The organism is Kiritimatiella glycovorans, assembly GCF_001017655.1.
In the GTDB taxonomy this organism is placed as follows: domain Bacteria; phylum Verrucomicrobiota; class Kiritimatiellia; order Kiritimatiellales; family Kiritimatiellaceae; genus Kiritimatiella; species Kiritimatiella glycovorans.
The window spans coordinates 590,259-615,144 of the sequence record NZ_CP010904.1 but is presented as its reverse complement, the minus strand read 5'-3'; the positions used below and the strand labels follow the sequence as shown (position 1 = coordinate 615,144).

The following is a 24,886-nucleotide window of genomic DNA, read 5'->3' as shown; positions in this document are numbered from 1 at the left end:
GAGAATGCCATGACGGTTCGAACGCGATTTGCGCCCAGCCCCACCGGGAAGGTTCACATCGGAAATATCCGCGCCGCGATCTACAACCAGCTCTTCGCACGCCATGAAGGGGGCGTATTTACGCTGCGGATCGAGGATACCGACCGCGAGCGTTCGACACCCGAGGCCATCGAATACCTGTTCGACGTACTGCAGTGGCTCGGCCTCGACAGCGATGAAACGCCGCTCTACCAGTCGCAGCGGCGCGAGGCGCACCTGGACGCCGCCCGCCGGCTGGAGCAGGACGGGACCGTCTACCGTCACGCCAAAGGCGAAGGCGGCGAGGCCCTGCTTTTCAGGATCCCCTGGCGCGCGGATGAGATCCCGGGCGTAGAGGAACTCGGACCCGCCGAGCGCGCCCTGCACCCGGACCACCCCGTGCGCCTCGATCATACCGGAATCCGTTACTCCGCGGTGAGCCGAAAGGGCAAGCCCGTGGATACTACGGCCTGTCTCGCGGGTTTCGCCGACCTGCGCCTATTCGATGCAAACGGGCAACGCCTCTTTTCCATCGGCGAACATATCGAAGGCATCCTTGAAGGGCGTCATTCTTTCGAGATCGACAACGCCGCGCGCATGACCTTCACCCGCCGCAGCATCGGATTCGACGACGAGGTCAGGGGCCGGCTGACCAAGCCGCTGGACGACCTGAAGGACTTCGTGCTGGTGCGCTCCGACGGATCTCCGGTCTTTCACCTGGCGAACATCTGCGACGATCTCCACCAGCGGATCACGCACATCATCCGCGGCGAAGACCACGTGGAGAACACCTTCCGGCACCTCTTCCTCTATCACGCGCTCGGGGCCCGGCCGCCCGCCTACGCCCACCTCCCGATGATCGTCAACGCTCAGGGGAAACCGTATAGCAAACGCGACGGCGACGCTTTCGTCGGCGATTTCCGCGAAAAGGGCGTGCTTCCCGAAGCACTGTACAACTATCTCGCCCTCCTGGGCTGGTCGCCGGGCGGCGACCGCGAGAAGCTGGACCGCGAGTCCATGGTGAAGGAGTTCTCGCTCGACCGCGTGCAGGCCTCGCCGGCGCGCGTGGATCTGAACAAGCTGGCGTGGCTGAACGGCGAATACCTGCGTGAAAAACCGCACGAGGAGGTCCTGGCCGGATGCCGGTCCGCGCTCACAAAGCGGGGCCTCGAACCCGCGGACCCCGATCGCCTCCGCGACATCGTCATGCTCTTCGGTGACCGCTTCCGCACGGTTGACGAATTCGCGGAACAGGCCGCATTCTTCTTCACGGACGAATTCGAAACCGACGAAAAAGCGGCCCGCAAACACCTCGCCGCCCCGCACGGCCCGGAAGTCCTCGACGCCATTCGCGAGCGCTTCGCGGCCTTGGACCCGTTTGAAGCCTCGCGAATCCAGGACACCCTGCGCCATCTTGCGGAAGAACGCGGCGAAGGATTCGGGAAAATCATGACCCCGCTGCGGGTCGCGATATCGGGGCAGAAAGGCGGACCCGACCTCGCCGAGACGGCCGCTCTGCTGGGGCGGGACACCGTGCTCCGGAGGATCGGCCGCGCGGCCGCGCGCTCCGGGGCCTGAACGGGCTGTTCACTCCTCCACGTCCTCGTCCCCGTCTTCGTCGCCGGACGATTCCTCCAGCGCCCAGGCCATGTCCTCCGCACGCTCCCAGACGCTTGCCTTTACGAAAATCGGGGCGTGCTGCTGGAGCGCCAGCGCCATGGAATCGCTCGGACGGGCATCGATCTCGACCACATTGCGTCCGAGTTCGTTTTCCTGCGTAATGTAGAGTCTGGCGTAATACGTGTCGTTTTTGAGGTCGTTGATCAGCACCTTTTCGAGTCTCGCGTCCAGACCGGCAAAAATGTGCGTAATCAGATCATGCGTGAGCGGGCGCGGCTTTTCCACGCCCTTGAGGAACATCGTGATCGCGGCGGCCACGTGATGGTCCACAAAAATAGCAATGATCTTCCCCCCGTGCTTCCCGTTGCCCAGAAAAACCCCGCAGCCACTCGGCGTCGGCATCAAACCCTTGATCTGCACCTGTAATTCGTCGCTCATCACTCTTTCAACCCTTTTCGCATATTATACCAGCCATAACATAATCGTGCACGAACAGCGCGGGAGCTTTTGGACCTTTACAGATTTTCAGGGCCGTTATCTTCGTATTTCTGATGTTCTTCCTTCCCACGTCCGTCCCTCCTTTTCATACTCCGGCGGATGTTCGGGAAGAACGACATTGTAGAAGTGGAAATCACCGACACCGCCGATCGCGCGCAGACGTTCGCGAGGCTGGAAGACGGGCGTCCGGTGTTCGTACGCGGTCCGGCGGCGGTCGGCGACGTCGTACACGCGCGCCTCATCAAGCTGAAGAAAACCCACGCCCAGGCCGTCCTCACCGAAGTACATCGTCCCTCGGACCGCCGGACCGCGCCGCGCTGCCCTCACTTCGGTATCTGCGGCGGCTGCAAGTGGCAGCATCTCGAATACGCGGAACAGCTTCGGATCAAGCGCAAACAGGTCGTCGACGCCCTCGAACATCTCGGCGGATTTTCCGCCCCCTCCGTGGCGAAAACCCTTCCGGCGCCGCGGATCTACGGCTACCGGAACAAGATCGATCTCTCCTTCACCGACATGCGCTGGGTGGATGACGCGGAACGCAAAGAACTCCGTGATCGGGGCTGGGATATCGAATCGATGTCCTCGCAGCAGGCACGATCCTTCCCGGCGGCGGAATACGGCGCCAGACCGCTCCACTTCGCCCTCGGCTTCCATGCTCCGGGCTGCTACGCGAAGGCGCTCGATCTGGACCGTTGTCACCTGGTATCGGACGAACTGAATACGATTCGCGATTGCGTACGCACGTTCTGTCTGGAGCGCGATCTGCAACCCTACACCACGCGCACCCACGAGGGATTTCTCCGAAACCTCGTCCTGCGGGAGGGATTCCACACCGGCGAACGAATGGTCAACCTCGTGACCTCCGGTTATGAGGCGTCGCTTATGGAAGAACTGGCGGGGCAGCTGCGCGGCCTCGGCCGGGCCGCACCGGAGACTTTTGTGAACAGCGTGACGCGACGGAAGAATACGGTTGCCCTCGGCGAGCGCGAACACGTCATCTACGGCTCCGGATCCATCGGGGACCGTCTGCTCGGCATGCCTTTCCGCATCTCGGCGCATTCGTTTTTCCAGACCAATACCCGGCAGGCCGAGACGCTGTACGGCGAAGTGCACCGGGCGGCGGGGCTGGAAGGCGGCGAGACGGTTTTCGATCTCTACTGCGGCACTGGAACGATCGCGCTGACCCTGGCGGAATGCGCGGGACGGGTCGTAGGATTCGAATCCGTCGGGCCGGCGGTCGCCGACGCCCGCGCCAATGCCGAACGGCTCGGGATTACGCACGCCCGGTTCATCGAAGCCGATCTGAACCACCCCGCGGCCGGGGTCACGGGGGAAAAGCCCGATGTGCTGATCGCCGACCCGCCGCGCGCCGGGATGCACCCCGACACCGTGGCAACCGTGCGGGAATGGCGGCCCGAACGGATCGTCTACGTGAGCTGCAAACCCGCCTCACTCGCCCGCGACGGCGCGGCACTCTGCACGGACGGGGCCTACCGCCTCGAACACGTCACACCGATCGACATGTTCCCGCAGACGGACCACATCGAGAGCGTCGCGCTGTTCCGGAAAACCCCCTGAAGGCGGCTTGATTCCCCGCCGCGTTCCGCTACCCTTGAGACCGAAGGCGAAGAAACGAAAAGGTCTAAAAGGTCCCGACATGTCTCGACTCGCCATTCTCTCCGGACCGTCGTGTGCGGGAAAGAGCCCCCTTCACCGCGCCCTCGCCCGGTTGCGTCCCGATCTTGAAAAAAGACTCAAACCGCTGGTGCTCTACAACAGCCGCCCGCCGCGGCCGGGCGAAAAGGACGGCGTCGACTACCATTTTCGTTCAAGGCCGGTGATCGAAGCGCTGCGCGGGAAAGAAGGCTATGAAGTGCTCGAAGTCCGCGGCGATCTTCAGGCGATCGATCTGGAGGAACTGCACCGGGATCTGGAGCACACCGACGTGCTGTTCGAAGGCAATCCGGCATTCGGCACGCTGCTCCTGTCGTTGGAGGCGCTTGCGAAAGTGCCGCGCACGGGGATTTTTCTCGCGCCTCTCTCGCGCGACGAGATCGTCGAGCTGAAAGACCCCGATCGTCCCGTGGATCTCCCCCAGCTGGTGACCGACATCATGCGCCGCAAACTTCTGCGGCGGATGCGACGGCAGAAGGGCGAGCTTTCCGGGCCGGACCTGGAGAACATCGAGCGGCGGGCGGGCAGTGCGTATGAAGAGCTGAAAACCGCGGCATTGTTCCGGCATGTCATTCCCAATCACGACGGGGAAGACAGCGAACACTGGGACGCCTTCTATTATCCGCTCGGAGACGCGCGCAAGGCGCTGAACGCCGTCATCGACCTCCTCGAAGGCCGTACGCCGGAGATCGCGGAGCGGTGGGAGGACGGCTTGCTCCCCTAGCCTCATCACTCCAGTTTAGGGCTGGCTTTGCTCCACCCGGGCGTCGACCCCGGGCAGACGGGGGGAAGCAGGGAGTCGGCAGAAAGTTGATGTGGACCTGCGCCGTCGCGTGAGGACCGACCCTACACTGCACGACGGGTGGCGCCCCGCTGCCGGTGTACGCGATGGTGCCGAACGGGAGAACTCAGCGGCGGTACTCCGTCCGTTGAAGTGACGGGTTCGAACCTGTTTTTCTCTCGCCAGGCCGCCGGGGTCGCCAGGGATTTTCTTCATTCGGGGAGCACGATTCATTTGCCTATGCGATTCTCATTCCCCTTTGCGATCTTGTGTCTTTGCGAGAGTCATTCCTCGTGTTTTCGAACAGGGGACTGAGCATACCGAACTTCACGAACTGCACCCTCTCACGCACCCTTCGTACCGTCGGGTGCGGCAGAGGATCAGTGCCCCCCGCGAATGCTTTTATTCTTGAGATAGAACGGCCGATCGAACGCGTCGGTCAGGCGGGGATCTTCACCGCGGCGAAGGAGATCCATAAGCCGGCGATTCATGCGCTCGCGCACCGGCGCGTACTCGGGGTCTCCGGCGAGGTTGTGCAGCTGGTCGGGATCGCGGCGCAGGTCGTACAGCTCTTCGCGAGGTCGCTTCTCCAGCCCCATCGCCACGGCCCGTTCCGCCTCCGGGGCCTCGCGGTGGTGCACCAGCCAGCCCTTAGTGGGGGAAGCGTCGATGTCGCCGTATCCGAGAAAGGTATTTCGCGCCCACAGGTCTTCGGGCGGCGGCGGTGATTCCAGGGCACGGTTCGGATCGCCCGCCGGCCAGCGGTCGGGCTTGAAGTTCACGACGTACAGGAATTCGCGCGTGCGCAGCGCTCGGACGGGATAGGGAAGCAGCCCCTCCCGCGCGGTCCCGTCGTGGACCTCACGTCCGATCAGGGCCCATCCGCGCAGAGCGTCCTCATCGCCGCCCCTCCGGAGGACGGGCAGCAGACTTTCGCCGTCGATATCCTCCGGCATCGCCACCCCGGCGGCGTCCGCGAACGTCGGGGCGAGATCGACCAGGGAGACCGGGGTATCGATGACCCGGCCCGGTTCGATCGATCCCGGCCAGCGCATCGCGAGAAGGACGCGCGAACCGAAGTCGTTCACATTCGCCTTCCCGCGCGGGAATCCCGGCGCGCCGTGATCGCCCGAGATGACGAACAGGGTATTCCCCAGTTCGCCGAGCCTTTCCAGTTCTTCGAGGATCACCCCGCAGTAGGCGTCGAACGCCATCGCCTCGCCGAGATAGTCGGCGAAGTCCTCACGCACCTCGGGCACATCGGGCACGTAAGGCGGGAGCCGCCCCTTCAGATTGTCGGGATCCAGCCCCCAGATCGATGACCCGGACCCCCGGACCCACTTCCGGTGGGTATTCATGGGATGCAGGGAGTAGTAGATGGGCTGATTCCGTGCTCGGGTTTCGAGAAAAGCGCGAAAATTACGGCGGATCTGCTCGAGGATTGCGGCTTTGGCCGAAGCCGGATCATCGGCCGGCGCCACGAGCTGCGAGAATCGGTTCATATCGCGGCCCGCGCCGTTGAACTGAACCTCTTTGCCGCCGATCAGGGAATCGCGGACGTGAACTTTGCCGGCGTAACCGACCGCGTACCCGGCCTTCCGAAGCGGGGCGGCGATCCCGATTACCTCGCGAAAAGGATCGGTCTGCGGATCCCCGTCCCAGGGGTGATGGAGCTGGGAGTGCGAACCGTTGCGAAAAAAGTGGCGGCCGGTGTGGAGTGCGGCGCGCGAGGGGGTACAGGAGGGCGCACTGACAAAGGCGTTGTTGAAAAGCGCGCCTTCGCGTGCGATGCGGTCGAAGACCGGGGTATCGATGATGTCGTTCGGTGAGGGATGGTCTGGGTCGGCGTAGGCCCCGGCATAGCGTCCCAGGTCGTCGGCGAAGAGAATGACGACATTCGGCCGCGGCGCCGCCATCGCGGCGCCGGTCATATGCATCGTGAGCAGAATATATTTAAGCCACTGCATTGATCGATGGAACAGGCCGGACCGGTCCGGGATCTATCCGTCTGCGTCCCCCCCGCCGGCCTCGTCCGGAGTGAGAAGATGTTCGGGCGGCTTTTTCAGCAGGCGTATGACTTCGGGAATAACGATCGGCGATTCCACGTCTTCGGCCCGATAGCGCCGGCCTTCGATCTTCATGCGCCAGTACACATATTTCTTCATCTGGCCCTCACGCCCGCGCACGAGCGTGACCAGTTCGCCCTCATCGTCGACCAGCCGGTAGAGAATCGTCGATTCGGTGTCGAGCAGTCGGCCGACGGCCTGCGCTTCGACCCCCTGCTCGGCGTCCTCGTCGAGATCGAAAAACAGCGGCAGCTCCGGCCCGCGTCCGGCTTTACGCAGCCATTCCGCGTGCGGCCCCTTGACGGTGGTGTCCATTTCAGCGGGCGAGGCTTTTTCTTTTATGCCGACGGTCGTTTCGGGCGCCGGCTTTTTCTTTTCGGACGGTTCCTGTGTCACCTCGGCTTCCGGGGATTCGCGGTAGAGATCCCCGCCCTCCGAAGGGAGATCCTCCGGTTTTTTCTCCGCCTTTTCCGGCGGCGGAGGCGGGGTCACCGGCTGAACGAACTTATCGGCAATCCAGACGATTCCGTCGTCCGGGGCGGGGACTTTCAGCCAGTCGCCCTCGGACTGTTCGATATGGATGAGTTCGCCTTCGCCGTACGTGCCGATGACGCCGAAGTTGATACTCGGTCCCGCGCGCACGTTGAGGGTTCCGGCCTGGACGACGCCGTTACTGACGAAGGCGGCGCTCACGTAGCCGCGAAGCCCTTCGGGCGGGTGGACGGGCACCCACACGAAATTCTCCTTTTCGACGGGATCGCCGGCCCTTTCCAGCGTCTGCCCGGCGCCGGTCTGGCCGACGATTTCGCCCGCGGCGAGGGCCGGACGCGAACGCAGGTTCACGCGATCGCCGGTGACCCGCAGCTCGTCAGCGCTGACGCTATGCCACGCGCAGGCGACAAGTAAAAGGATCGGGAGAAGTCGTTTCGAACGATGCGGATTCATGCGTATCTCCTCTCTCTAAGACTGATTCCGGACCGCCGCCTGCATGGCCGGGCGGCCGTGCTGCGCGTACGCAGTGCAGGGATTCATAACAGGCTCATCGCTGAAATGCAAAGCGATGTTATGTTTCCCGCACCCCCGTAAGGATGAGCGCCCCCGCCGTTGCGGGCGGAACGTTTCCGAATGCGCGCGCGTTCTCGACGCCGCGGGCCGCCTCGGCTAGAGTGGCGGCCATGGCTTCGAGCGACAGCGGGGACGGCGGTACGGTACGGGGGCGGAGGTTCGACGTGCATCCTCCGGTATTCTGGCCCTCGCTGATCCTGATCCTGCTGTTCATCGCATTGACGCTGCTGGTCGGGGCGCCGATGGAGAAGATTTTCTCCTCGATCCAGGAAGGCATTGCGATCCGTTTCGGCTGGTTTTTCGTACTGGCGGTCAATTTCTACCTGCTGTTCACCCTGTACCTGGCCTTCAGCCGGTTCGGGACCCTGCGGCTGGGCGGGCCGGATGCGGTCCCCGATTTCGGGCGCACGTCGTGGTTCGCGATGCTCTTCAGCGCCGGCATGGGCATCGGGATCCTCTTCTGGTCGGTGGCGGAGCCGCTCTCGCATTACGTCCATGCGCCGACGGCGGCGGCGGAGACGGAGGCCGCCGCCAGGGCGGCGATGCGGCTGACGTTTCTTCACTGGGGGCTGCACGCCTGGGGGGTTTACGCACTGGTGGGGCTCGCGCTGGCCTTTTTCGCGTTCAACCGCCGCCAGCCGATCTCGATCCGCTCGGTCTTCTATCCGCTGCTGGGCAACCGCGCCTATCGCTGGCCGGGCCATCTGATCGACGTGGTGGCCGTGGCGGCCACGCTCTTCGGACTGGCCACTTCGCTCGGATTCGGCGTACGCCAAATGAGTTCGGGGTTTCATTTCCTGTTCGGCTGGCAGGACTCGCTGACGCTCCAGCTCGTGCTGATCGCTCTGATCACGGCCGCGGCGACGCTTTCGGTCGCTTCCGGCATCGACCACGGGGTGAAGCGGCTGAGCGAGCTGAACATCTACACGGCCGCGGTCCTGATGATCTTTCTGGCCGCGGCGGGCCCCACCCTGTTCATTCTCGACGGCTTCGTACAGAACACGGGCAGTTATCTGCAGCATTTCTTCGAGCTGAGTTTCTGGACCGAGACCTATGCCGGTGACGGATGGCAGCATCGATGGACGATCTTCTACTGGTCGTGGTGGATCTCATGGTCGCCGTTCGTGGGCATGTTCATCGCCCGGATCTCCAGAGGGCGCACGGTACGCGAATTCGTGCTGAGCGTGCTGATTGTCCCGGCGCTGCTGACGTTCTTCTGGATCAGTGTCTTCGGCGGGGCGGGCCTGTATCTCGAGCTGCACGAGGGCGCGGATATTGCCCGGGGCATTTCCAATCATGTGGCGACCTCACTGTATGCCCTGTTTGAGCACTTCCCTTTCACCCTCGCGGCGCAGGCGCTGGCCGTGCTGCTCGTGATGTCGTTTTTCGTCACTTCGGCGGACTCCGGTTCGCTGGTGGTGGACGCGTTTACCTCGGGGGGCAAGCTGGACACCCCGATATTTCAACGCGTGCTCTGGGCCTTGCTGGCGGGGGCCGTCGCCGCGGTACTGCTGGTGGGCGGGGGCATCGGTGCACTGCAGACCGCGGCGGTATCCACGGGCCTGCCCTTCGCCGCCGTGCTGATCGGCATGGGATGGAGCCTGCGGCGCGGGCTGATCGAGGAACGCGAACGCGAGGCCCTGCGCGAACGCGAAGAGGAACGCCGATCGTATGAAGATCTCGTCCGCGACCTGGTGGCCGGCGGCGGCCGGGAGGAGGATACCTCATGAGACGCTTCCGGAACATCCTGGTACTGCTCGATCTGACAGAGATGGACCGGCCGCTGATTCGCTACGCCGCCTTTCTGGCCGACCGACTGCATGCGGAGAAGGTCATCTTCCTGCATGTGGTCCAGGCCTATGACCTGGGCGACGGAGGCCGGGACGCCGGCCGGTCGGTGGAGGACGCCCTGCGCGGGGAACTCGAGGGCCTCATCGGCCGTCACTTCGGGAGCGAGCGGGAGGCGGAACTGGTAACCAAGATCAGCCGCGAAGACGCGGCGCGCGTGATGCTGGCCTACGCGCGCAATGAACACTGCGACCTGATCCTGCTGGGGCAGAAGAAATCGGGACAGCGGCGCGGGCGCTACGGCCGCCGCATCATCGCGGAGGCGCCGGCGCCGGTGGTGCTCGTCCCGCCCGAAGCCCCGCCGCGCCTTGAACATATACTGTGCGCCGTCGACTTCTCACGCGAGTCCGAGCGCGCCTTCCGAACGGCCTGGAAGCTTGCGCGGCGCAGCGGGGCGGAGTTGAGCTGCTATCACCTCTACGACACCACGCGCAGCTATTATCCGTTCGCCTCCTTCCGCGAGCCGGCCGGCAGCCGGCGCAGACGGAAACGCCGCTTCCGCTCGTTCCTCGCCAGGTTCGACCTCCAGAAAAAGACCATCCCCTGCACCTTCGAGCAACAGCGGGACGCGCGGGAGAATGAAGCGGAGCGATTACTGCGCGATGCAGAGAACAAGGCGTGCGATCTGGTCATGGTCGGGGCGAAGGGCCGTCCGGCATCCGTGACTTCGCTGCTGGGCAATGTGACCGAGAACCTGCGCCGGACCGACTTGAACGTGCCCGTGATGATTCTCCCCCACGTCTCGCGCCTCGCCGGACTGGCGGACGCGATATTCGGGAAGAAGTAGGGCCTATTCGAACCGCTCCCGCGCCCTGACCGCGCCGGCGAGCGTGTCGGGGTCGAGATATTCGATGGCGCTGCCCGAGGGGAGCCCGCGGGCAAGGCGGGTGACGGTGATGCCGCGCGATTCCAGCAGCTCGCGCAGGTATCCCGCGGTCGTTTCGCTCTCCGTATCGGTGTCGAGCGCAAGCAGCACTTCCTCCACCCCTTCTTCGGCAATGCGTTTAAGCAGCGGCTCAATGCGCAGCTGCCCCGGTCCCGTTCCACTCCCGGCGGAGAGTTTGCCCATCAGCGCATGATAGCGTCCGTGGAACACCCCGGTGCGCTCGAGGCGGACGATATCGCCGGGATCCTCAACCACGCACAGCAGCCGCGGGTCGCGTTCGGGATCGGTACAGAGGGTGCACGGGTCCTGCGAGCGCGTGGTCGGGTGTCCGCACCGGGCGCAGCTCACGACCTCCTCATCCATCTGCTGCAGGGCCTGCGAAAGACGCCGCGCCAGTGCGCGGTCGCCCTGCGCCAGCGCCAGCGTCATCCGCTCGGCCGAGCGGCGTCCCACGCCGGGCAGTTTCTGCAGCAGCCCGCTGACCGTGTCCAGAATGCGCGGTGGTTTGATGATGGTCTCCAGCCCCTTCTGTTTCCTTTGCGGCCCTCTTGTCTCTTCTGTGCTTCCTGTGCCTTTTCGTGGCTCTTTTTTTCTCTTCTGCGCTTCTTTGTGGCGCCGTGCGGCCTACATCGGCAACCCGCCGCCGAGGCCGCCCGCGATACCGCCGAGTTCGGACTGCATGGTTTCGCGGGCCTTACCCAGCGCGCCGTCGACGGCGGACGTCACCAGATCCTCCAGCATTTCGACATCGTCGGGATCGACCGCCGAGGGGTCGATTTTGATGCTCCTGATCTGCAGGTCGCAGGTGGCGGTCGCCTTTACCGCCCCGCCGCCGCTGCTGAATTCCACTTCCTTCTCCGCCAGTTCCGCCTGTTTTTTCTGCAGATCCTTCTGCATCGAAGCGGCCTGTTTGAGCAGTTTACCCATATTTTTCATCGTGAGGGTCCTCCTTTATCCCATCCCCTTACCTCAAGGATGTGTCCGTTGAACGATTCGAGAATCCTGCGCACCACGGGATCGTTGTTCCACCGTGAGCGGTCCTGCATGAGATCGCGCACCGGTTCGGCGGCGGGCTCTGTTCCGTGACCGGAAGCGTCGGCCACGATTTCCACCCCCACCCCGCGGCCCAGCCGCCGGCTCATGATCTGCACCAGCGTATTGCGCACCGGCGGGGTATTCAAGACCTCGCGCTCCGTGGCGAATTCCTCGTCGATCGCCAGCACGACGCGTTCGGCTTCGACGCGGTATGGTCTGAGGTCGATCAGGGCGTCCCGCGCCCGCGGATCCATGCGCGCCGCCTGTTCCGCAATGTCCGGCCAGGCGGCGCGAAGCTCCGTCAGCTCATCCGCGGCGCTCTTTTTTTTTTCGCCTCCGGGGCGGGCGACGGATCCGGCGACGGATCCGGAGATCCGGAATCCCCGCCCTCCAGCTCGGAGAGCCGGCGGATGAGCTCATCCATGGAGACCACCGTGGCGGCACGCGAGCAGCGGACCAGTCCGGTCTCCAGCAGGGTGCGCGGTGAGAGCGAGGACTTCATCCGGAGATCGGTTTCGACGAGGATATCGGTCATTCTGAGCAGGCGTTCCTCGTCGACCTTCCCGGCCAATGCTTTGAGCGCCTCGACCTGCGCATCGGTCAGGGCTTCGCCGACCTGCTCCTCTCCGGCACAGTTCAGCACCAGCAGGTGCCGCACTCCGTCGAGCAGTTCGCCCACCAGCCGCGGCAGATCGCGGCCCGAACGATCGAATTCGGCGATCCGGTCGAGGATCGTTCCGCGGTCGCCGTCGAGCACCGCCTGGAGCAGGCCGTAGAGCGCGCCCTGCGAGACCAGTCCGAAGACGGCGAGGACATCTTCCTCGTTAATATGCTTCCCGCGGAAAGAGACGAGCTGGTCGAGCGCCGACTCGGCGTCCCGCATACCCCCTTCCGCACCGCGGGCGATCGCGAGCAGCGCCTCTTCGGTGATCTCGATCTCTTCGGCGGCGGCGATTTTCCGCAGCTGGGTCCCGAGGTCCGCGACCGAGATGCGGCGCAGATCGAAGCGCTGACAGCGCGAGAGGATGGTATTGGGTACTTTCCGGGGCTCGGTGGTGGCGAAGAAGAACTTCACGTGAGGAGGCGGTTCCTCGAGCGTCTTCAGGAGCGCATTGAACGCCCCCGTGCTGAGCATGTGCACTTCATCGATGACGTAGATCTTGAACGGCCCCCGGTTCGGGGCGTAGCGGGCGTTATCCCGAAGTTCGCGGACGTCATCGACCCCGTTATTCGATGCACCGTCGATCTCGATCACGTCGAGACTCCGGTCGGCGGTGATCTCCGTGCAGGACTCGCACTCGTTACACGGCTCGCCGTCTCTGCGGTCCGTACAGTTCAGGGCCTTGGCGAAGATCCTCGCGGACGAGGTCTTTCCGATGCCGCGGGGTCCGACGAACAGGTACGCGTGGGCGACGCGTTCCGATTCGATCGCGTTCCGGAGGGTCCGCGTGACGTGTTCCTGCCCGACCACGTCCTCGAAACGCTGAGGGCGCCATTTCCGTGCTAATACTTCGTAGGCCATGCCTGTCCGTTATCCGTGTTCCAGATTCAGCAAAAAGCGCTGTGCACCCTTGTTCGACCGCCGCCGGGCGGGCATCTCCGACCTTCGGACTCGGGCCGGATAGAACCTACGGCGCCCGATCCTTCGGCTTACCGCTGCTACCTTCCGGTCCTGACGGGGTTCACCGCGAACCGTCGCATAGGGTCCGGCCTTCCACGCCCTCCGGTTGAGGGTCCGCCCGCCTGCGTGCGGCCTCACTCGGGGATTCGACCCTGCTGCAGCGGATTGCAGGTCCCCCGCGATCTGCGGGATCAGGGCACCGCTACCTCCCCGTCTAGCACAGCGGTCGGCAGGGTAACGCCGGAGGCGGGGAAATGCAAGCAGGGCCAAGTATCATGCAGCAGTTCTCATTATGGCCGCATTCCGACCGCGGACGGCGTGGCAGCCGTCCCTCCCGAGTCGATATCCGACGCATTTTCGGGCACTGGGAGGGTCGGGTGCCACCCCGACCGAAAAGGGTGAAGCCATAATGAGAATCGCTGAGTATCATGTGCCTCCGATCTCCCGCATTCCACCGTTCCCCCGGACGACCTTCCATAAAAACCTGCGAATAACCATTCATCGCCGCATTCCCGGCAACCCAGCAACTCAACAACCCTCCACCCCTATCCCGACCCGGCCCCGACAAAGCGGGGCCCTGCGGAAGATTTCGTTTAAGCCCTTATTCTTCTGTGTCCCTTTGTGCTCCTTTGCGGCTGTTGTGGACCGTGGCCGCTGTGCTGCGCATGGCTTCCGCCCGCTCGCGCAGTTTGATCACGCGTTCCACCTCTTCGCCGGGGATGCCGGTCCGTCTCGAAATGTCCGCAGGGGACTCGCGGCGGTCGAGGAGTTCGAGAACGGCGTCGAGGCGGGAGTAGGTGATACCGAGGGCGTATTCGTCCGTGATCCCCGGCATCAGGTCGGGTGACGGGGCCATATCGATCACTTCGCGCGGGACCGGCAGTCGGCGGGCGAGTTGCCGCACGCCGGTTTTATACAGGTGAAGCAGGGGCATGACATCCGCCAGGTGGTCGCATCCGTAGCGCACAAAAAAACCGGTCATCCACTCCGTGCGGTTGGCGGCGCCGGCGACGGGGAGTCCGCGACGTTCCGCGTATTCGTAGAGCATCACGGCGCGGACGCGGTGTTTGAGCCGGTAATAAGCCTCGGCGCTCAGGCGCATGCGGCGATAGGGTCCCGGCGTAGAGGGGTTCATGCCCGCTTCATAGGGACTATGCCCCGCCTTTTTCGTATAGTGGCGGTATCCGGCGCGCAGGAGGGGTGCGGCCAGGAAGCGCGGAAGGCGCCGCATCCATGAGCGCCGCCAGTCCTTGAAGGCCAGCAGCACCGGATCGATGGGCTGAAGCACGGGGTCGACGCCGCAAGCGTCTGCGCAGGCGCGAGCGTGGCGCAGGCTTTCGGCAGGCGTCGTGCGGTCGGGGAGCATGAGGGCATGGACATGACCACCGCCCAGCGCTCGGGCTGCGAGGGAGCAAAGGACCGCCGAATCGAGTCCGCCGCTGAGGCCGAGGACCAGGCCCGGTGCGCTGCGCTCGCGCGTGAACTCCCGGATAAAGCTGATGAGCGGGGCCGGATCCGGCTCCGCCGCCGCGTCTTCCGGACGTTCAGTTGGCCGCGGCATCGGAGGTGCTCCGGGCCTCTTCCTCTTGGGCCTGCTCTGCGTACTCGTGGGTCCAGATCGGCTCCGTTTTCTCTTCGAGTTCGCGATCGTAATCGATCATGCCCCGCACATAGTCGGGATCCTCGAGCGCCTCCGCGGCCTCTCTGTTCAGGGGGCGTGCACCCGTCCGGCGCACGGCGTCGCGAAGCACCTCGAAGTGATCGCGCACGATGCACGGACAGAGCCAGTTGCCCACGCTTTCCGCCTCCTGCGCATATCCGTACTCCTTCTGCCAGGCGCGGATCTCCCTGAACAGCGGGGCCTGGAGCGCGTCGGTAATGGTGCCGCCGCGCCTGTAGAGGTCATAGATGTTGTCCACTGCGTACTGGATGAAGACACAGGGGGTGATGTCGCCGTTCCAGTCGATCGCGAAGTAGCCGCCGCGGCGACCGGCACTGATGCAGCCGCTGCTCGCGACGCCGCTGTTCCAGAAGTCCGAGTAGAACACCTTGCGTTCGCGCACCAGTTGCTGAGTACGGCGCAGCATTTCAATGCGCTCATCCGGCGGAACCATGTGATCGAGGGCCGGGCCACGACCGACCGGCATGTACTGGAATGACCAGGCGTAAATGGCGCCCTGCTCTTCGAAGAAAAAGTCGATGAATTCATCGCTCGTAACCCGTCGCCAGTTTTCTTGGCTCAATCCGAATCTCTCAACGGCTTTCTTTAGGGAGGTGACACGGCCATAGGTCGGTCCATACTGTTGGTTGTTGTTCGAAGACGACCAGCAGGAAAGGAGCACGACCTATGACCGGGAACAGAGTAGTCGCGAAGCTGTTGAGATTCAAGGGGCTGCGCGTAGTGGGCTTCGGTTTCGAGGGGAGGAGCAACTTCGTGGTGACGGTGACGCCACACAAGAACGGGTGCCGGTGTCCGGAGTGCGGCCGCCGCGGAACCATTGTTCGGGTGATGCCCGAGCCGCGGCGGTGGCGGGACATCCCCGTCTGCGGGTGGACCGTATGGCTTCAACACTGCCCCCGGGAGATCTGGTGTCCGACCCACGGACGGGTGGTTGAAGCGATCCCCTGGGCGGGGCGGTTCGCGCGTGTCACCTATCGCTTCGAGTACGTGATGCTGAAGTACTGCCAGATCATGACGCAGAAGGCGGCGGCCCAGTTGCTGCGTATCCCCCGTTCCACGCTCTCCGATGTGCTCCACCGGACGATTACCCGTATCCGCGACGGTCACCGGATTCGAGGGCTGAAGACCATCGGCATCGATGAGATCTCCTACGCCAAAGGCCACAAGTACGCCACACTGGTTTACGACCTGGACCGCTCGTGTGTGGTGTGGGTCGGGAGGGGCAAGAAGCGCGAAACCATTGATGTTTTCTTCCATGAAGTGCTCAGCGACTACCAGAAGAAACAGATCCGGTGGGCATGCTGCGACATGAGTGATGCCTTCATGGGGGCCATCAAGGCGCACTGTCCGAATGCCACGCTTGTCCTGGACCGTTTCCATATCGTCAAAGCCCTCAACACGGCCGTCGACGGTGTGCGTAAGGAGCAGTGGCGGCTGGCCGGCGGTGACGAGCGCAAGGCTCTGAAGGGACTGCGCTGGCTTCTCTACCGTCACTCCTCAACGCGATCCAAAGACGACACCCAGACCCTTCGGGCACTTGAGAAGGCCAACAACCGCATCTATAGAGCATGGCGGCTGAAGGACGAGTTCGAGCAGTTCTGGGAATACAAGGCACCCTGGGCTGCCGAACGCTTCCTCAAGAGCTGGACGACCTCCGCCCTTCGAAGCCGTCTGGAACCTCTGCGCAAGTTCGTCACCACGCTGCGCCAGCACTACTTCGGCGTCCTCGCTTTCGTTAACTCACGGCTCACCAATGCCATAGCCGAGGGGCTCAACCGCATCGTCAAAATCGTCAAGAACCGCGCCAGCGGATTCCGCACGCTCGATGCCTTCACTGACATGATATTCCTCACAGTCGGAGACGTAGATATCCCTGCGCAAATCCCAACCCGTTTCCGCACAGTATAGGACAGCCCGATGAACCAGTATCCATCGACATCAAATCGAAATCACCCCGTTGAGAGATTCGGAAATAGCCGTTTTCTTTCGTGGGGGTAATCGAGATTCCGAACGGAACGCCGTGCCGCCGCAGGTTTTCCATGGCCCTGAGGACTTTCCGGAACACCCCCCTGCCGCGACGGTCGTCCGTTTCCGCTTCGAACCCCTCCACCGAGATCGCCGGCGTGATGTTGCCCAGCTCGCTCATGCGCCGCGCCGTTTCGTCGTCGATCCGCGTACCGTTGGTGTAGACGAGGAACAGGTCGCCGCTGTGATCCTCCACGACGTCGAGCAGGTCGCGGTCGCCGTCCTTCCAGAGAAACGGTTCGCCGCCCGAGATCACGGTGAAGTGCGAGTCCCACTCCTCGTTCTTCTCGTTCAGGATGCGCTCGAACGTGGCGGAATCGAGGCTGTTATGGTGGCTGGGGTCGCTGGCCGCGTAACATCCCCGGCAGCGGAGGTTGCATTGGCCCGTCGGGCTGATCACGACAAACAGCGGCGGACTGATTCCCAGCCGCCGGGCGGCCTCCGAGCGGTGTTCATCGCTCACCGCCACGTTATCGAGGAACACATCGACGATCCTCTCCGTCACGGTGGCACTGATCCTTCCTTCGGAGGCCGCGCGGTCGAACCGCGCGAGCAGGGCCATGAGATAGGCATGCTTGTCCTGCTGCACCTTGACCGGCCGGTCATCCGGGTTGCGCTCGACCAGTTCGTCGTAGAGACGCCGGCTGATCGCGTTGAAAAAAGCCTTCCGCGTAATCCGGTGTTCGAACATCAGGCGGAACAACTGCTTGCTCGAAGATCGGGTGATCAGGCGTTGCAGGTTCATGCGCTTCTCCTCTCTCATCATCAAGTGCGCTCGTCAACCGTGTTTCATTTTATACCGGATCGGGTGATTTTGCAATCCCGCCGATTTTATAATTGACCGCCGCGGGCGGCGGGGGCATGATCCGGGACATGAATGACGCGCACCCCATCTTCGGTCGACTTATGAGCCGGAGCCTGCTACGGGCGGGCTGAAGGCCGCGGAGGGGTATATCGAGCGCACATATCAGAGTGGCAGACCTCCGCGGAATCCGCGGGGGTTTTTTTGTGGGAGAGCGAATAAGAGCGTGCAGACCATGAAGGCGGGAAGGCATGAAGGACGAACGAACCACACCCAAATACGGCATACCGGAGGCCATTGATCTGCCCGATCGCATGTGGCCGTCGCAGACCGTCACGGCCAGTCCGGTCTGGTGTTCGGTGGATCTTCGCGACGGGAACCAGGCGCTGCCGGATCCCATGGATCCCGACCAGAAGCTCGAGTATTTCGAGCTGCTCTGCCGGATCGGCTTCAAGCACATCGAAATCGCGTTTCCCTCGGCCAGCGAGGCCGACTTCCGGTTCACGCGGCGTTTGGTTGAAGAAGACCGCATTCCGGATGACGTCTACATCATGGGACTGACCCAGTGCCGCCCGCATCTGATCGACCGGACCTTCGAGGCGTTCCGGGGCCTGAAACGCGGCATCGTGCACGCCTACATCGCGGCCTCCGAGCTGCACCGCCAGCACGTGTTCGGCATGGACCGCGCGAAGACCCTCGAAAAGGCCGTCGAAGCGGCGCGGCAGATACGCGCACGCGCGGAGGCGATGCCTGAAGCGGACATCCGCTTTCAGTTTTCGCCGGAGGAGTTCACCGACACCGATCTCGAGTTCACGCTGGATCTCTGCACGCAGGTGTATGAGGCATGGGGCAAGGCGACGCCGGAGAAGCCGCTGATTCTCAATCTGCCGGCGACGGTGGAACGCCGTCCTCCGAACCATTATGCGGACATGATCGAGTGGTTTGCGAAGAACTTCCCGCACCGCGAGTCGGTCTCGATCTCCGTGCACAGTCATAACGACCAGGGAATGGCGGTCGCGGCGACCGAGCTGACGCTGCTCGCGGGCGCGGACCGCGTGGAGGGGACGCTGTTCGGCCACGGCGAACGCACCGGCAATGTCGACCTGGTGACCGTGGCGAACAACCTGTATGCGCGGGGTATCGAGACGGGGCTGGACTTCTCCGACATCCGCGGGGTGGCGGACGTGGTTGAGCGGTTGACGGGGATGCCGGTCTACTACCGCCAGCCCTATGCCGGTGAGTATGTCTTCACCGCTTTCTCGGGGTCGCACCAGGACGCGATCAACAAGGGCGTCCACCGGCTCGGCGAGGCGCCGGACAAGTTCGGCATGCGGTGGAAGGTGCCCTACCTGCACATCGACCCCGAAGACCTGGGCCGGAAGTTCGAGCGGCTGATCCGGATCAACTCGCAGTCCGGCAAGGGCGGTATCGCGTGGGTGCTGGAGCAGGACTACGACATTGAAGTACCGCAGGATCTCCGCAGCGAGCTGCGCGAGATCGTGCAGGCCTACAGCGACCGGATGGGGCGCGAAGTCGCCAGTTCCGAGGTGTACGATCTCTTCCGGTCCGAATTCCTCGAACCCGAAGGGCCGTACGAGCTGGTCGGCTACTGGCCGCGTCCGGACCGCGAAGATCCCGGGTACATCCACGGCGAGGTCAGGATAAAGGTTCACGGCGAGGAAAAGGCCGGCGAGGCCGACGGCAACGGGCCGGTCTCGGCGTTCGTGAACGCCGTGCGTCCTTTCTGCAGCATCGGGTTCAGCGTGGACGATTATCACGAGCAGGCGGTCGGCAAGGGAGCGGATGCCACGGCGATGGCCTTCGTGCCTCTGAAGCTGGATGACGGCCGGATTGTCTATGGAGCGGGCTCGGACTCGAATATTGACCAGGCGGCCGTCCGCGCTATAGTCGCCGGACTCAACCGGCTGGAAGGGAGTTGAGCGGCAACCCGAACCATGAAGGGCAGACGGGCATGAAGGAAGTCGGCGGTCATACCAGGCCCTTCGCGGTGCTGGGCCACCCCGTGGCGCACAGTCTTTCGCCGTGCATGCACAATGCGTCGTTTGCGGCGCTGGATTTCGACGGCGTGTACCTGGCGCTCGATGTGGCTCCGGACGACCTCGAATCCGTGATCCCCGCACTCGGGGCCGCGGGCTTCGGAGGGCTCAACATCACGGTGCCGCTCAAGGAACGGGCCTTCGCCGCGCTGACACGGCTCGGCGAGAGCGCGCGTACGCTGGGGTCGGTGAACACGGTCGTGTTCACGGAGCGCGGCCCCGAAGGACACAACACGGACGGAGACGGCTTCATTGAGGCGCTCCGCGAGGCGTTCGGGAGGGACGTGGACGGAACGTCCGTTTTTGTTCTGGGCGCGGGGGGCGCGGGCCGGGTGGCGGCGCTGTACGCGGCGGGACAGGGGGCTTCCGCGCTCGTGCTGAGCGACCTGGACAACGGCCGCCTGCGGCGGCTCGAACACGAGATCCGTGAGCGCTTCCCCGGTCTGGAGCTGCACTGCACCGACCATTCCGGCGAGGCGGCGGAAAGGGCCCGCGATTCCGAGCTGCTGGTTCAGGCAACGCCGGTGGGTATGAAGCCGGAGGATTCTTCGCCGCTTCCGGACCGCGCATTCCGCGGGGGTCAGCGAGCCTTCGACCTGATCTACATGTATCCCGAGACGGCCTTTCTCCGCGCGGCCCGCGAAGCGGGCGCCGAAACGGCCAATGGACTGGGCATGCTGCTGCATCAGGGAGCCCGCGCCTTCACGCTCTGGACGGGGCTTGAGCCGGATACGGGAGCGATGCGCGGGGCGCTCAAGCGGGCGGTCTACGGAGAGGGAGGCGCGTAGTGGATGCGTTCTGGCACTTCTATTTCGATCTCATCTTCTTTCTGCTGGGCGCCTGCATCGGAAGCCTGCTCAATGTCTGCATTCACCGCATTCCCCGCGAGGAATCGATCGTCCGGCCGCGGTCACACTGTCCGCATTGCGGCCGGCTGATCGCGTGGTACGATAACATCCCGCTGCTGAGCTGGATGCTCCTGCGGGCGCGCTGCCGCCACTGCGGCGAGCCCATATCCCCGCGCTACGCGCTCGTGGAACTGCTGACGGCCCTGCTCTTTGTCGCCGTGTTCGAGGTTCACGGACTCACGGCGGTCACCCCGGTCTATCTGCTGGCCGTCTTCGGACTGATCCTCGGCTCGTTCGTCGACCTGGAGCACCTGATCATTCCGGACCGGGTCACCATCGGCGGCATGGTCCTGGGGCCGGTACTCAGTCTCCTCGTGCCGCAGCTTCACGGGACGGCGGACCGCTTCTCCTCACTCCTGCAGTCGCTCGCCGGCCTGGCTGCGGGGTACGGCTTCCTCTGGCTTGTGGCGGCGGCGGGACGCCGCGTGTTCAGGAAAGAAGCGATGGGGTACGGAGACGTGAAACTGCTGGGCGCGGTGGGGGGCTGGCTCGGGGCCGCCTCGATCCCGTTTGTCATCATGGTTTCATCGCTCGCCGGTTCCGTGGTGGGGATCGCCCTGATCATCCTCGGCGGAAGAAATCTTCAGAGCCGCATCCCGTACGGCCCCTGGATCGCGCTGGCCGCGCTGCTCTGGATGCTCGGCGGGTCGGATCTGTGGTGGGCCTACGTGGACTGGGTCAGGGGAGGATGAGCGTGACACCCTGAGTGAGAAGCCCACTCAGGTTTCAGGTCTCAGGTCTCTCACTCAGATTCCACTCAGATCTCTCACTCATCCACCCCACCCACCCGGATTCTGCAGAACTTCCGTTTTCCCACCTTCAGCACCGCCCCGTCCTCCGGTTCCAACCGCGCATGCGGATCGTCGATGCGCTCTCCGTTGAGGCGGACGCCACCCTGCTTCACCACGCGCCTGGCCTCGCTTTTACTGGGCAGCAGGCCGGCCGCGGTGATGAGATCGAGGATCCCGACCGCCCCGGCATCGAGCACATGCTCCGGCATATCATCGGGGACATCCCCCCTGGAGAAGACCCGGCTGAATTCCTGCGCCGCGGTTTCCGCGGCTTCGGGCGAATGGAACCAGGCGGTGATCTCGCGCGCCAGCGAGTCTTTCACTGCTCTGGGGTGCACGCGCCCTTCGCCGACATCCGCGCGCGTTTTTTTAAGTTCGTCCTCCGGGCGGCGGAGGATGAGCGAAAAGTAGCGCCACATCAATTCGTCACTTACCGACATCAGTTTGCCGAACATCTCGGCCGGCGCGTCGGTCACGCCCACGTAATTCCCGAGGCTCTTGCTCATCTTCTGCACCCCGTCCAGTCCCTCCAGCAGCGGCAGGGTCAGCGCGACCTGGGGTTCCTGTCCCTCCTCCTTCTGGAGTTCGCGACCGAGGAGCAGGTTGAAGATCTGGTCCGTGCCGCCCAGTTCGACATCGGCCCGGACCATGACCGAATCCCACGCCTGGATCAGCGGATAAAGGAACTCCACCAGGGAGATCGGCTGGTTGCCGGAGTAGCGCTTCGCGAAATCGTCGCGGCTCAGCATCTGGGCCACCGTCACCTTCGCACTCAGGCGCACCACGTCGTCGAACGTCATCGGCCCGAACCACTCCGAATTGAACCGGACTTCGGTCCGTTCGGGATCGAGCACCTTGAACACCTGCTGCTGGTAGGATTTCGCGTTCGCGTTCACCTGCTCGCGGGTGAGCGCGGGGCGCGTGGCCGAGCGCCCGGAAGGATCGCCGATCATGCCCGTGAAGTCGCCTATAATGAAGACGACCGTATGACCGAATTCCTGGAATTCACGGAGCTTATTCAGGCCGACCACATGCCCGAGATGGATATCCGGCGCGGAGGGATCCGCGCCGTACTTGATGCGCAGCGGCCGCTTTTCAGCGGCCGCGCGACGCACCTTACGCTCCAGTTCGCCGGCGGTAACGCAGTCGACGGAGCGGGCCTTCAGCGTTTCGAGCTGACGCCCGCACTCATCCACGGTCCTCGTCTCCGCCGGACTGGTCTGACGGTTCCGGCTCTTCCGAATCGCCGGACTTCTTGTCTCCGGGATGCCATTCCTCAAGCGAGCTTATGGCGTCGTCGAATGCGCCGGCGAGGTCGACCAGATCTTCGCCCGGACGGAGGCCTTCGAGCATCTCATCGTTGACCTCGAAATCCTCGTCCGCCACTTCCGCGGCCTTGATACTGAGACCGATACGCCGCTCCGCGGGATCGATCTTGACGATCCGGGCCTCGACCTCCTGCCCTTTATCCAGCTTGTCGCGGACCTTTTCGACGTGGTCGCTGCTGATCTGGCTGATATGGACAAGACCTTCCACGCCCTCCTCGATTTCGACGAATGCGCCGAAGGATGCGATCTTGGTCACCGTACCCTTCACGATATCGCCCACCGAGAACTTCTTGGCGATCTTCGCCCAGGGATCCTCCTGCGCCTGTTTCAGACCGAGGCTCATGCGCTGGTTTTCCGGATCGACTTCCAGCACCACGCATTCCACTTCCTCGCCTTTTTCGAGCACTTCCGACGGGTGGTTGACCTTACGGGTCCAGGACATGTCGGAGACGTGGATCATGCCGTCGATGCCCTCTTCCACTTCCACGAACGCGCCGTACGAAGTGAAGTTGCGGACCGTCCCCTTCACGCGGGAGCCGATGGGATAGGTTTCCGCGGCGACCTCCCACGGGTTGGCCTCCGTCTGGCGCATACCGAGCGAGATCTTCTGTTCGTCCTTGTTGATGGAGAGCACCACCACATCCACTTCATCGCCCTCGTTGACGACATCCGCAGCCTTGGCGACGCGCTTCGTCCACGACATCTCGGACACGTGCACCAGTCCTTCGACGCCTTCCTCGATTTCGACGAACGCGCCGTAGGGGGCCACTTTCATTACGCGGCCGTGCACCCGGCTGCCGACCGGATAGCGCTCTTCGATATCCTCCCAGGGATTGCGCTGGGTCTGTTTCAGGCCGAGCGAGATGCGTTCTTTCTCGCGGTTCACGTCGAGGACCATCACTTCGAGTTCCTGGCCGACGGAAACCACTTCCGAGGGATGGTTCACGCGACCCCAGCCCATATCCGTGACATGGAGCAGCCCGTCGGCGCCGTTGAGGTCGATAAAAGCGCCGAAATCGGTGATATTCTTGACCCTACCGCTGCGGATCTGGCCGGGTTTGATTTCGGCGAGGAGCTGCTGGCGCGCTTCGCGCCGCGATTCCTCGATGAGTTCGCGGCGGGAGACCACGATGTTTTTGCGTTCCTCGTTGATCTTGAGGATCTTGAATTCGTAGGTCTGTCCGATGCACTCGTCGAGATCGCGCACGGGAACCACATCGACCTGCGATCCCGGCAGGAAAGCCTCGATTCCGTTGATATCGACGATCAGCCCGCCTTTCACGCGGCGCTTGACGTTGCCTTCGATGGTCGAGCCTTCCTCGCAGGTGGCGATGACCTTATTCCAGTTCCGCTGGAGGTCGGCGCGGTGTTTGCTGAGCACGACCATGCCGTGCTCATCTTCGAGGCGGTCGAGGAAGACTTCGATCTCGCGGTCCGCCTCGATTTCCTCTTCGCTGTCAAATTCTTCTCTGGAGACCAGCCCCTCGGATTTATAGCCGATATCGACGAGCACCTCATTGGGGCGGATATCGATAATCTTTCCGGTTACGATCGAGCCCTCCTGGAAATCGCGGAGGGTTTCTTCGTACATTTTCTCCAGGGCGCTGGTGTCGTCCTGAAGCATTTCTTCGGTTATGGTGTTTTGTTCTTCGTTCATTACCCGGTTTCGCTCGCTGTACTTTATGGGGTCCCGCTCACGGCCACCCGGCCGGTAAACTTATCGCGAAAGCCCTCTTCTTCAAAAGATTGCGCAGTCTACCCGATGCCCGTTTGAATGCAAGGGGAAATCGGGTAAGCGCCATGTGCGGAATTCATAATCCCGAATTCGATTCGGATTTCGAGACCCCATCCGAGTCATCGGTAATCCGTGGTCGGCTTCCATCCGAACCCGGTATTTTCTGTGACCTGTGGTGAATCCCGATCCCGATTCTGATTCCTCCTCCCCCGACACCAAAAAAAGGCGCCGGTCGAAAACGACCGGCGCCTGGGCAAAAAAAGCCCGGCAACGTGCTACTCTCCCGAGGTCTGTTCCTCAGTACCATCGCCGCTGGGGAGCTTAACTTCCGTGTTCGGAATGTGAACGGGTGTTTCCTCCCCGCTTTGGTCACCGGACAAAAGAGGGTGGTCCCATGGAGGGACCATGAAAATCGCACAGACGAAAAAACGAGACTCAGCGACGGAA

The 24,886-nt window shown here is 63.4% G+C and carries 21 protein-coding genes, 1 rRNA gene and 1 other RNA gene; 9 read left to right on the top strand and 14 right to left on the bottom strand.

Annotated features, from left to right (window positions below; genetic code table 11):
* The first annotated feature begins 9 nt into the window (after positions 1 to 9).
* Complete coding sequence (gene gltX / locus L21SP4_RS02580; protein ID WP_052881194.1) at positions 10 to 1,596, top strand: glutamate--tRNA ligase; 1,587 nt, start codon at positions 10 to 12, stop codon at positions 1,594 to 1,596.
* A 9-nt stretch (positions 1,597 to 1,605) separates the two neighbouring features.
* On the opposite strand, the gene L21SP4_RS02575 is transcribed toward gltX, so the two are convergent.
* A complete protein-coding gene (locus tag L21SP4_RS02575; protein ID WP_074041364.1) occupies positions 1,606 to 2,076 on the bottom strand; it encodes a bifunctional nuclease family protein in 471 nt (156 codons plus the stop codon).
* 159 nt (positions 2,077 to 2,235) lie between these two features.
* On the opposite strand from L21SP4_RS02575, the gene rlmD reads away from it, so the two are divergent.
* On the top strand, positions 2,236 to 3,714 hold the full coding sequence (gene rlmD, locus L21SP4_RS02570) for a 23S rRNA (uracil(1939)-C(5))-methyltransferase RlmD (RefSeq protein ID WP_052881192.1): 1,479 nt from the start codon (positions 2,236 to 2,238) through the stop codon (positions 3,712 to 3,714).
* Positions 3,715 to 3,793: 79 nt separating this feature from the next.
* Positions 3,794 to 4,534, top strand: coding sequence for a nucleoside/nucleotide kinase family protein (locus tag L21SP4_RS02565; RefSeq protein WP_074041363.1), 741 nt, complete (start codon positions 3,794 to 3,796; stop codon positions 4,532 to 4,534).
* Positions 4,535 to 4,971: 437 nt separating this feature from the next.
* Here L21SP4_RS02565 and L21SP4_RS02560 read toward each other — a convergent pair whose 3' ends face one another.
* Entirely contained in the window at positions 4,972 to 6,558 is a 1,587-nt protein-coding gene (locus L21SP4_RS02560; protein ID WP_052881190.1) for a sulfatase family protein, read from the bottom strand.
* Between the two features lie 33 nt (positions 6,559 to 6,591).
* The gene (locus tag L21SP4_RS02555; RefSeq protein ID WP_052881189.1) at positions 6,592 to 7,602 is read right to left on the bottom strand and encodes an SH3 domain-containing protein; all 1,011 of its coding nucleotides are present in this window, start codon (positions 7,600 to 7,602) and stop codon (positions 6,592 to 6,594) included.
* Between the two features lie 230 nt (positions 7,603 to 7,832).
* Here L21SP4_RS02555 and L21SP4_RS02550 point away from each other — a divergent pair, with 230 nt between their 5' ends.
* Both L21SP4_RS02550 and L21SP4_RS02545 read left to right on the top strand, forming a co-directional pair.
* Entirely contained in the window at positions 7,833 to 9,452 is a 1,620-nt protein-coding gene (locus L21SP4_RS02550) for a BCCT family transporter (RefSeq protein WP_052882942.1), read from the top strand.
* Entirely contained in the window at positions 9,449 to 10,357 is a 909-nt protein-coding gene (locus L21SP4_RS02545; RefSeq protein WP_052881188.1) for a universal stress protein, read from the top strand. Before L21SP4_RS02550 ends, L21SP4_RS02545 begins: the two co-directional genes overlap by 4 nt.
* 3 nt (positions 10,358 to 10,360) lie before the next feature.
* Here L21SP4_RS02545 and recR read toward each other — a convergent pair whose 3' ends face one another.
* From recR to L21SP4_RS02515, 7 genes are all read right to left on the bottom strand, one after another.
* On the bottom strand, positions 10,361 to 10,930 hold the full coding sequence (gene recR, locus L21SP4_RS02540; RefSeq protein WP_256381201.1) for a recombination mediator RecR: 570 nt from the start codon (positions 10,928 to 10,930) through the stop codon (positions 10,361 to 10,363).
* Positions 10,931 to 11,080: 150 nt separating this feature from the next.
* On the bottom strand, positions 11,081 to 11,392 hold the full coding sequence (locus L21SP4_RS02535) for a YbaB/EbfC family nucleoid-associated protein (RefSeq protein ID WP_052881186.1): 312 nt from the start codon (positions 11,390 to 11,392) through the stop codon (positions 11,081 to 11,083).
* Positions 11,389 to 11,745, bottom strand: coding sequence for a hypothetical protein (locus L21SP4_RS02530; RefSeq protein ID WP_052881185.1), 357 nt, complete (start codon positions 11,743 to 11,745; stop codon positions 11,389 to 11,391). The genes L21SP4_RS02535 and L21SP4_RS02530 overlap by 4 nt, the downstream gene beginning before the upstream one ends.
* Positions 11,746 to 11,792: 47 nt before the next feature.
* Positions 11,793 to 13,013, bottom strand: a complete 1,221-nt coding sequence (dnaX, locus tag L21SP4_RS02525) for a DNA polymerase III subunit gamma/tau (RefSeq protein WP_052881184.1) — start codon at positions 13,011 to 13,013, stop codon at positions 11,793 to 11,795.
* 39 nt (positions 13,014 to 13,052) lie between these two features.
* An RNA gene (gene ffs, locus L21SP4_RS12255) (signal recognition particle sRNA large type) lies at positions 13,053 to 13,335 on the bottom strand.
* Between the two features lie 378 nt (positions 13,336 to 13,713).
* Complete coding sequence (gene nadE, locus L21SP4_RS02520) at positions 13,714 to 14,673, bottom strand: NAD(+) synthase (protein ID WP_052881183.1); 960 nt, start codon at positions 14,671 to 14,673, stop codon at positions 13,714 to 13,716.
* A complete protein-coding gene (locus tag L21SP4_RS02515; RefSeq protein ID WP_052881182.1) occupies positions 14,657 to 15,355 on the bottom strand; it encodes a radical SAM/SPASM domain-containing protein in 699 nt (232 codons plus the stop codon). Before L21SP4_RS02515 ends, nadE begins: the two co-directional genes overlap by 17 nt.
* A gap of 104 nt (positions 15,356 to 15,459) precedes the next feature.
* Here L21SP4_RS02515 and L21SP4_RS02510 point away from each other — a divergent pair, with 104 nt between their 5' ends.
* Positions 15,460 to 16,701: an ISL3 family transposase gene (locus tag L21SP4_RS02510; protein WP_052881181.1), complete on the top strand. Its 1,242-nt coding sequence runs from the start codon at positions 15,460 to 15,462 to the stop codon at positions 16,699 to 16,701.
* On the opposite strand, the gene L21SP4_RS02505 is transcribed toward L21SP4_RS02510, so the two are convergent.
* A complete protein-coding gene (locus tag L21SP4_RS02505; RefSeq protein WP_160300638.1) occupies positions 16,643 to 17,563 on the bottom strand; it encodes a radical SAM protein in 921 nt (306 codons plus the stop codon). The two genes, L21SP4_RS02510 and L21SP4_RS02505, sit on opposite strands and share 59 nt — an antisense overlap.
* Before the next feature lie 308 nt (positions 17,564 to 17,871).
* Here L21SP4_RS02505 and L21SP4_RS02500 point away from each other — a divergent pair, with 308 nt between their 5' ends.
* The 3 genes from L21SP4_RS02500 to L21SP4_RS02490 are packed head-to-tail and all read left to right on the top strand — an operon-like array spanning position 17,872 to position 21,277.
* Entirely contained in the window at positions 17,872 to 19,560 is a 1,689-nt protein-coding gene (locus tag L21SP4_RS02500) for a 2-isopropylmalate synthase (protein ID WP_052881179.1), read from the top strand.
* Between the two features lie 32 nt (positions 19,561 to 19,592).
* Entirely contained in the window at positions 19,593 to 20,465 is an 873-nt protein-coding gene (gene aroE / locus L21SP4_RS02495) for a shikimate dehydrogenase (RefSeq protein WP_052881178.1), read from the top strand.
* Positions 20,465 to 21,277, top strand: a complete 813-nt coding sequence (locus tag L21SP4_RS02490; protein WP_052881177.1) for a prepilin peptidase — start codon at positions 20,465 to 20,467, stop codon at positions 21,275 to 21,277. Before aroE ends, L21SP4_RS02490 begins: the two co-directional genes overlap by 1 nt.
* A 74-nt stretch (positions 21,278 to 21,351) precedes the next feature.
* Here L21SP4_RS02490 and tyrS read toward each other — a convergent pair whose 3' ends face one another.
* The 3 genes from tyrS to rrf form a co-directional block, all read right to left on the bottom strand.
* Positions 21,352 to 22,572 (bottom strand): tyrosine--tRNA ligase, encoded by a 1,221-nt coding sequence (gene tyrS / locus L21SP4_RS02485; protein WP_052881176.1) that lies wholly within the window; start codon positions 22,570 to 22,572, stop codon positions 21,352 to 21,354.
* On the bottom strand, positions 22,565 to 24,361 hold the full coding sequence (gene rpsA / locus L21SP4_RS02480) for a 30S ribosomal protein S1 (protein WP_074041357.1): 1,797 nt from the start codon (positions 24,359 to 24,361) through the stop codon (positions 22,565 to 22,567). The genes tyrS and rpsA overlap by 8 nt, the downstream gene beginning before the upstream one ends.
* A 340-nt stretch (positions 24,362 to 24,701) precedes the next feature.
* Positions 24,702 to 24,816: ribosomal RNA gene (rrf, locus tag L21SP4_RS02475) — 5S ribosomal RNA — on the bottom strand.
* Positions 24,817 to 24,886 lie beyond the last annotated feature (70 nt).

Coding starts and splice junctions, on each gene's coding strand:
- L21SP4_RS02505 (WP_160300638.1), bottom strand. CDS start 17,563: ATGAACCTGCAACGCCTGATCACCCGATCTTCGAGCAAGCAGTTGTTC.
- rlmD (WP_052881192.1), top strand. CDS start 2,236: ATGTTCGGGAAGAACGACATTGTAGAAGTGGAAATCACCGACACCGCC.
- L21SP4_RS02575 (WP_074041364.1), bottom strand. CDS start 2,076: ATGAGCGACGAATTACAGGTGCAGATCAAGGGTTTGATGCCGACGCCG.
- L21SP4_RS02530 (WP_052881185.1), bottom strand. CDS start 11,745: ATGGATCCGCGGGCGCGGGACGCCCTGATCGACCTCAGACCATACCGC.
- rpsA (WP_074041357.1), bottom strand. CDS start 24,361: ATGAACGAAGAACAAAACACCATAACCGAAGAAATGCTTCAGGACGAC.
- L21SP4_RS02565 (WP_074041363.1), top strand. CDS start 3,794: ATGTCTCGACTCGCCATTCTCTCCGGACCGTCGTGTGCGGGAAAGAGC.
- L21SP4_RS02535 (WP_052881186.1), bottom strand. CDS start 11,392: ATGAAAAATATGGGTAAACTGCTCAAACAGGCCGCTTCGATGCAGAAG.
- L21SP4_RS02560 (WP_052881190.1), bottom strand. CDS start 6,558: ATGCAGTGGCTTAAATATATTCTGCTCACGATGCATATGACCGGCGCC.
- L21SP4_RS02555 (WP_052881189.1), bottom strand. CDS start 7,602: ATGAATCCGCATCGTTCGAAACGACTTCTCCCGATCCTTTTACTTGTC.
- L21SP4_RS02510 (WP_052881181.1), top strand. CDS start 15,460: ATGACCGGGAACAGAGTAGTCGCGAAGCTGTTGAGATTCAAGGGGCTG.
- nadE (WP_052881183.1), bottom strand. CDS start 14,673: ATGCCGCGGCCAACTGAACGTCCGGAAGACGCGGCGGCGGAGCCGGAT.
- L21SP4_RS02500 (WP_052881179.1), top strand. CDS start 17,872: ATGAAGGACGAACGAACCACACCCAAATACGGCATACCGGAGGCCATT.
- L21SP4_RS02545 (WP_052881188.1), top strand. CDS start 9,449: ATGAGACGCTTCCGGAACATCCTGGTACTGCTCGATCTGACAGAGATG.
- aroE (WP_052881178.1), top strand. CDS start 19,593: ATGAAGGAAGTCGGCGGTCATACCAGGCCCTTCGCGGTGCTGGGCCAC.
- L21SP4_RS02550 (WP_052882942.1), top strand. CDS start 7,833: ATGGCTTCGAGCGACAGCGGGGACGGCGGTACGGTACGGGGGCGGAGG.
- dnaX (WP_052881184.1), bottom strand. CDS start 13,013: ATGGCCTACGAAGTATTAGCACGGAAATGGCGCCCTCAGCGTTTCGAG.
- gltX (WP_052881194.1), top strand. CDS start 10: ATGACGGTTCGAACGCGATTTGCGCCCAGCCCCACCGGGAAGGTTCAC.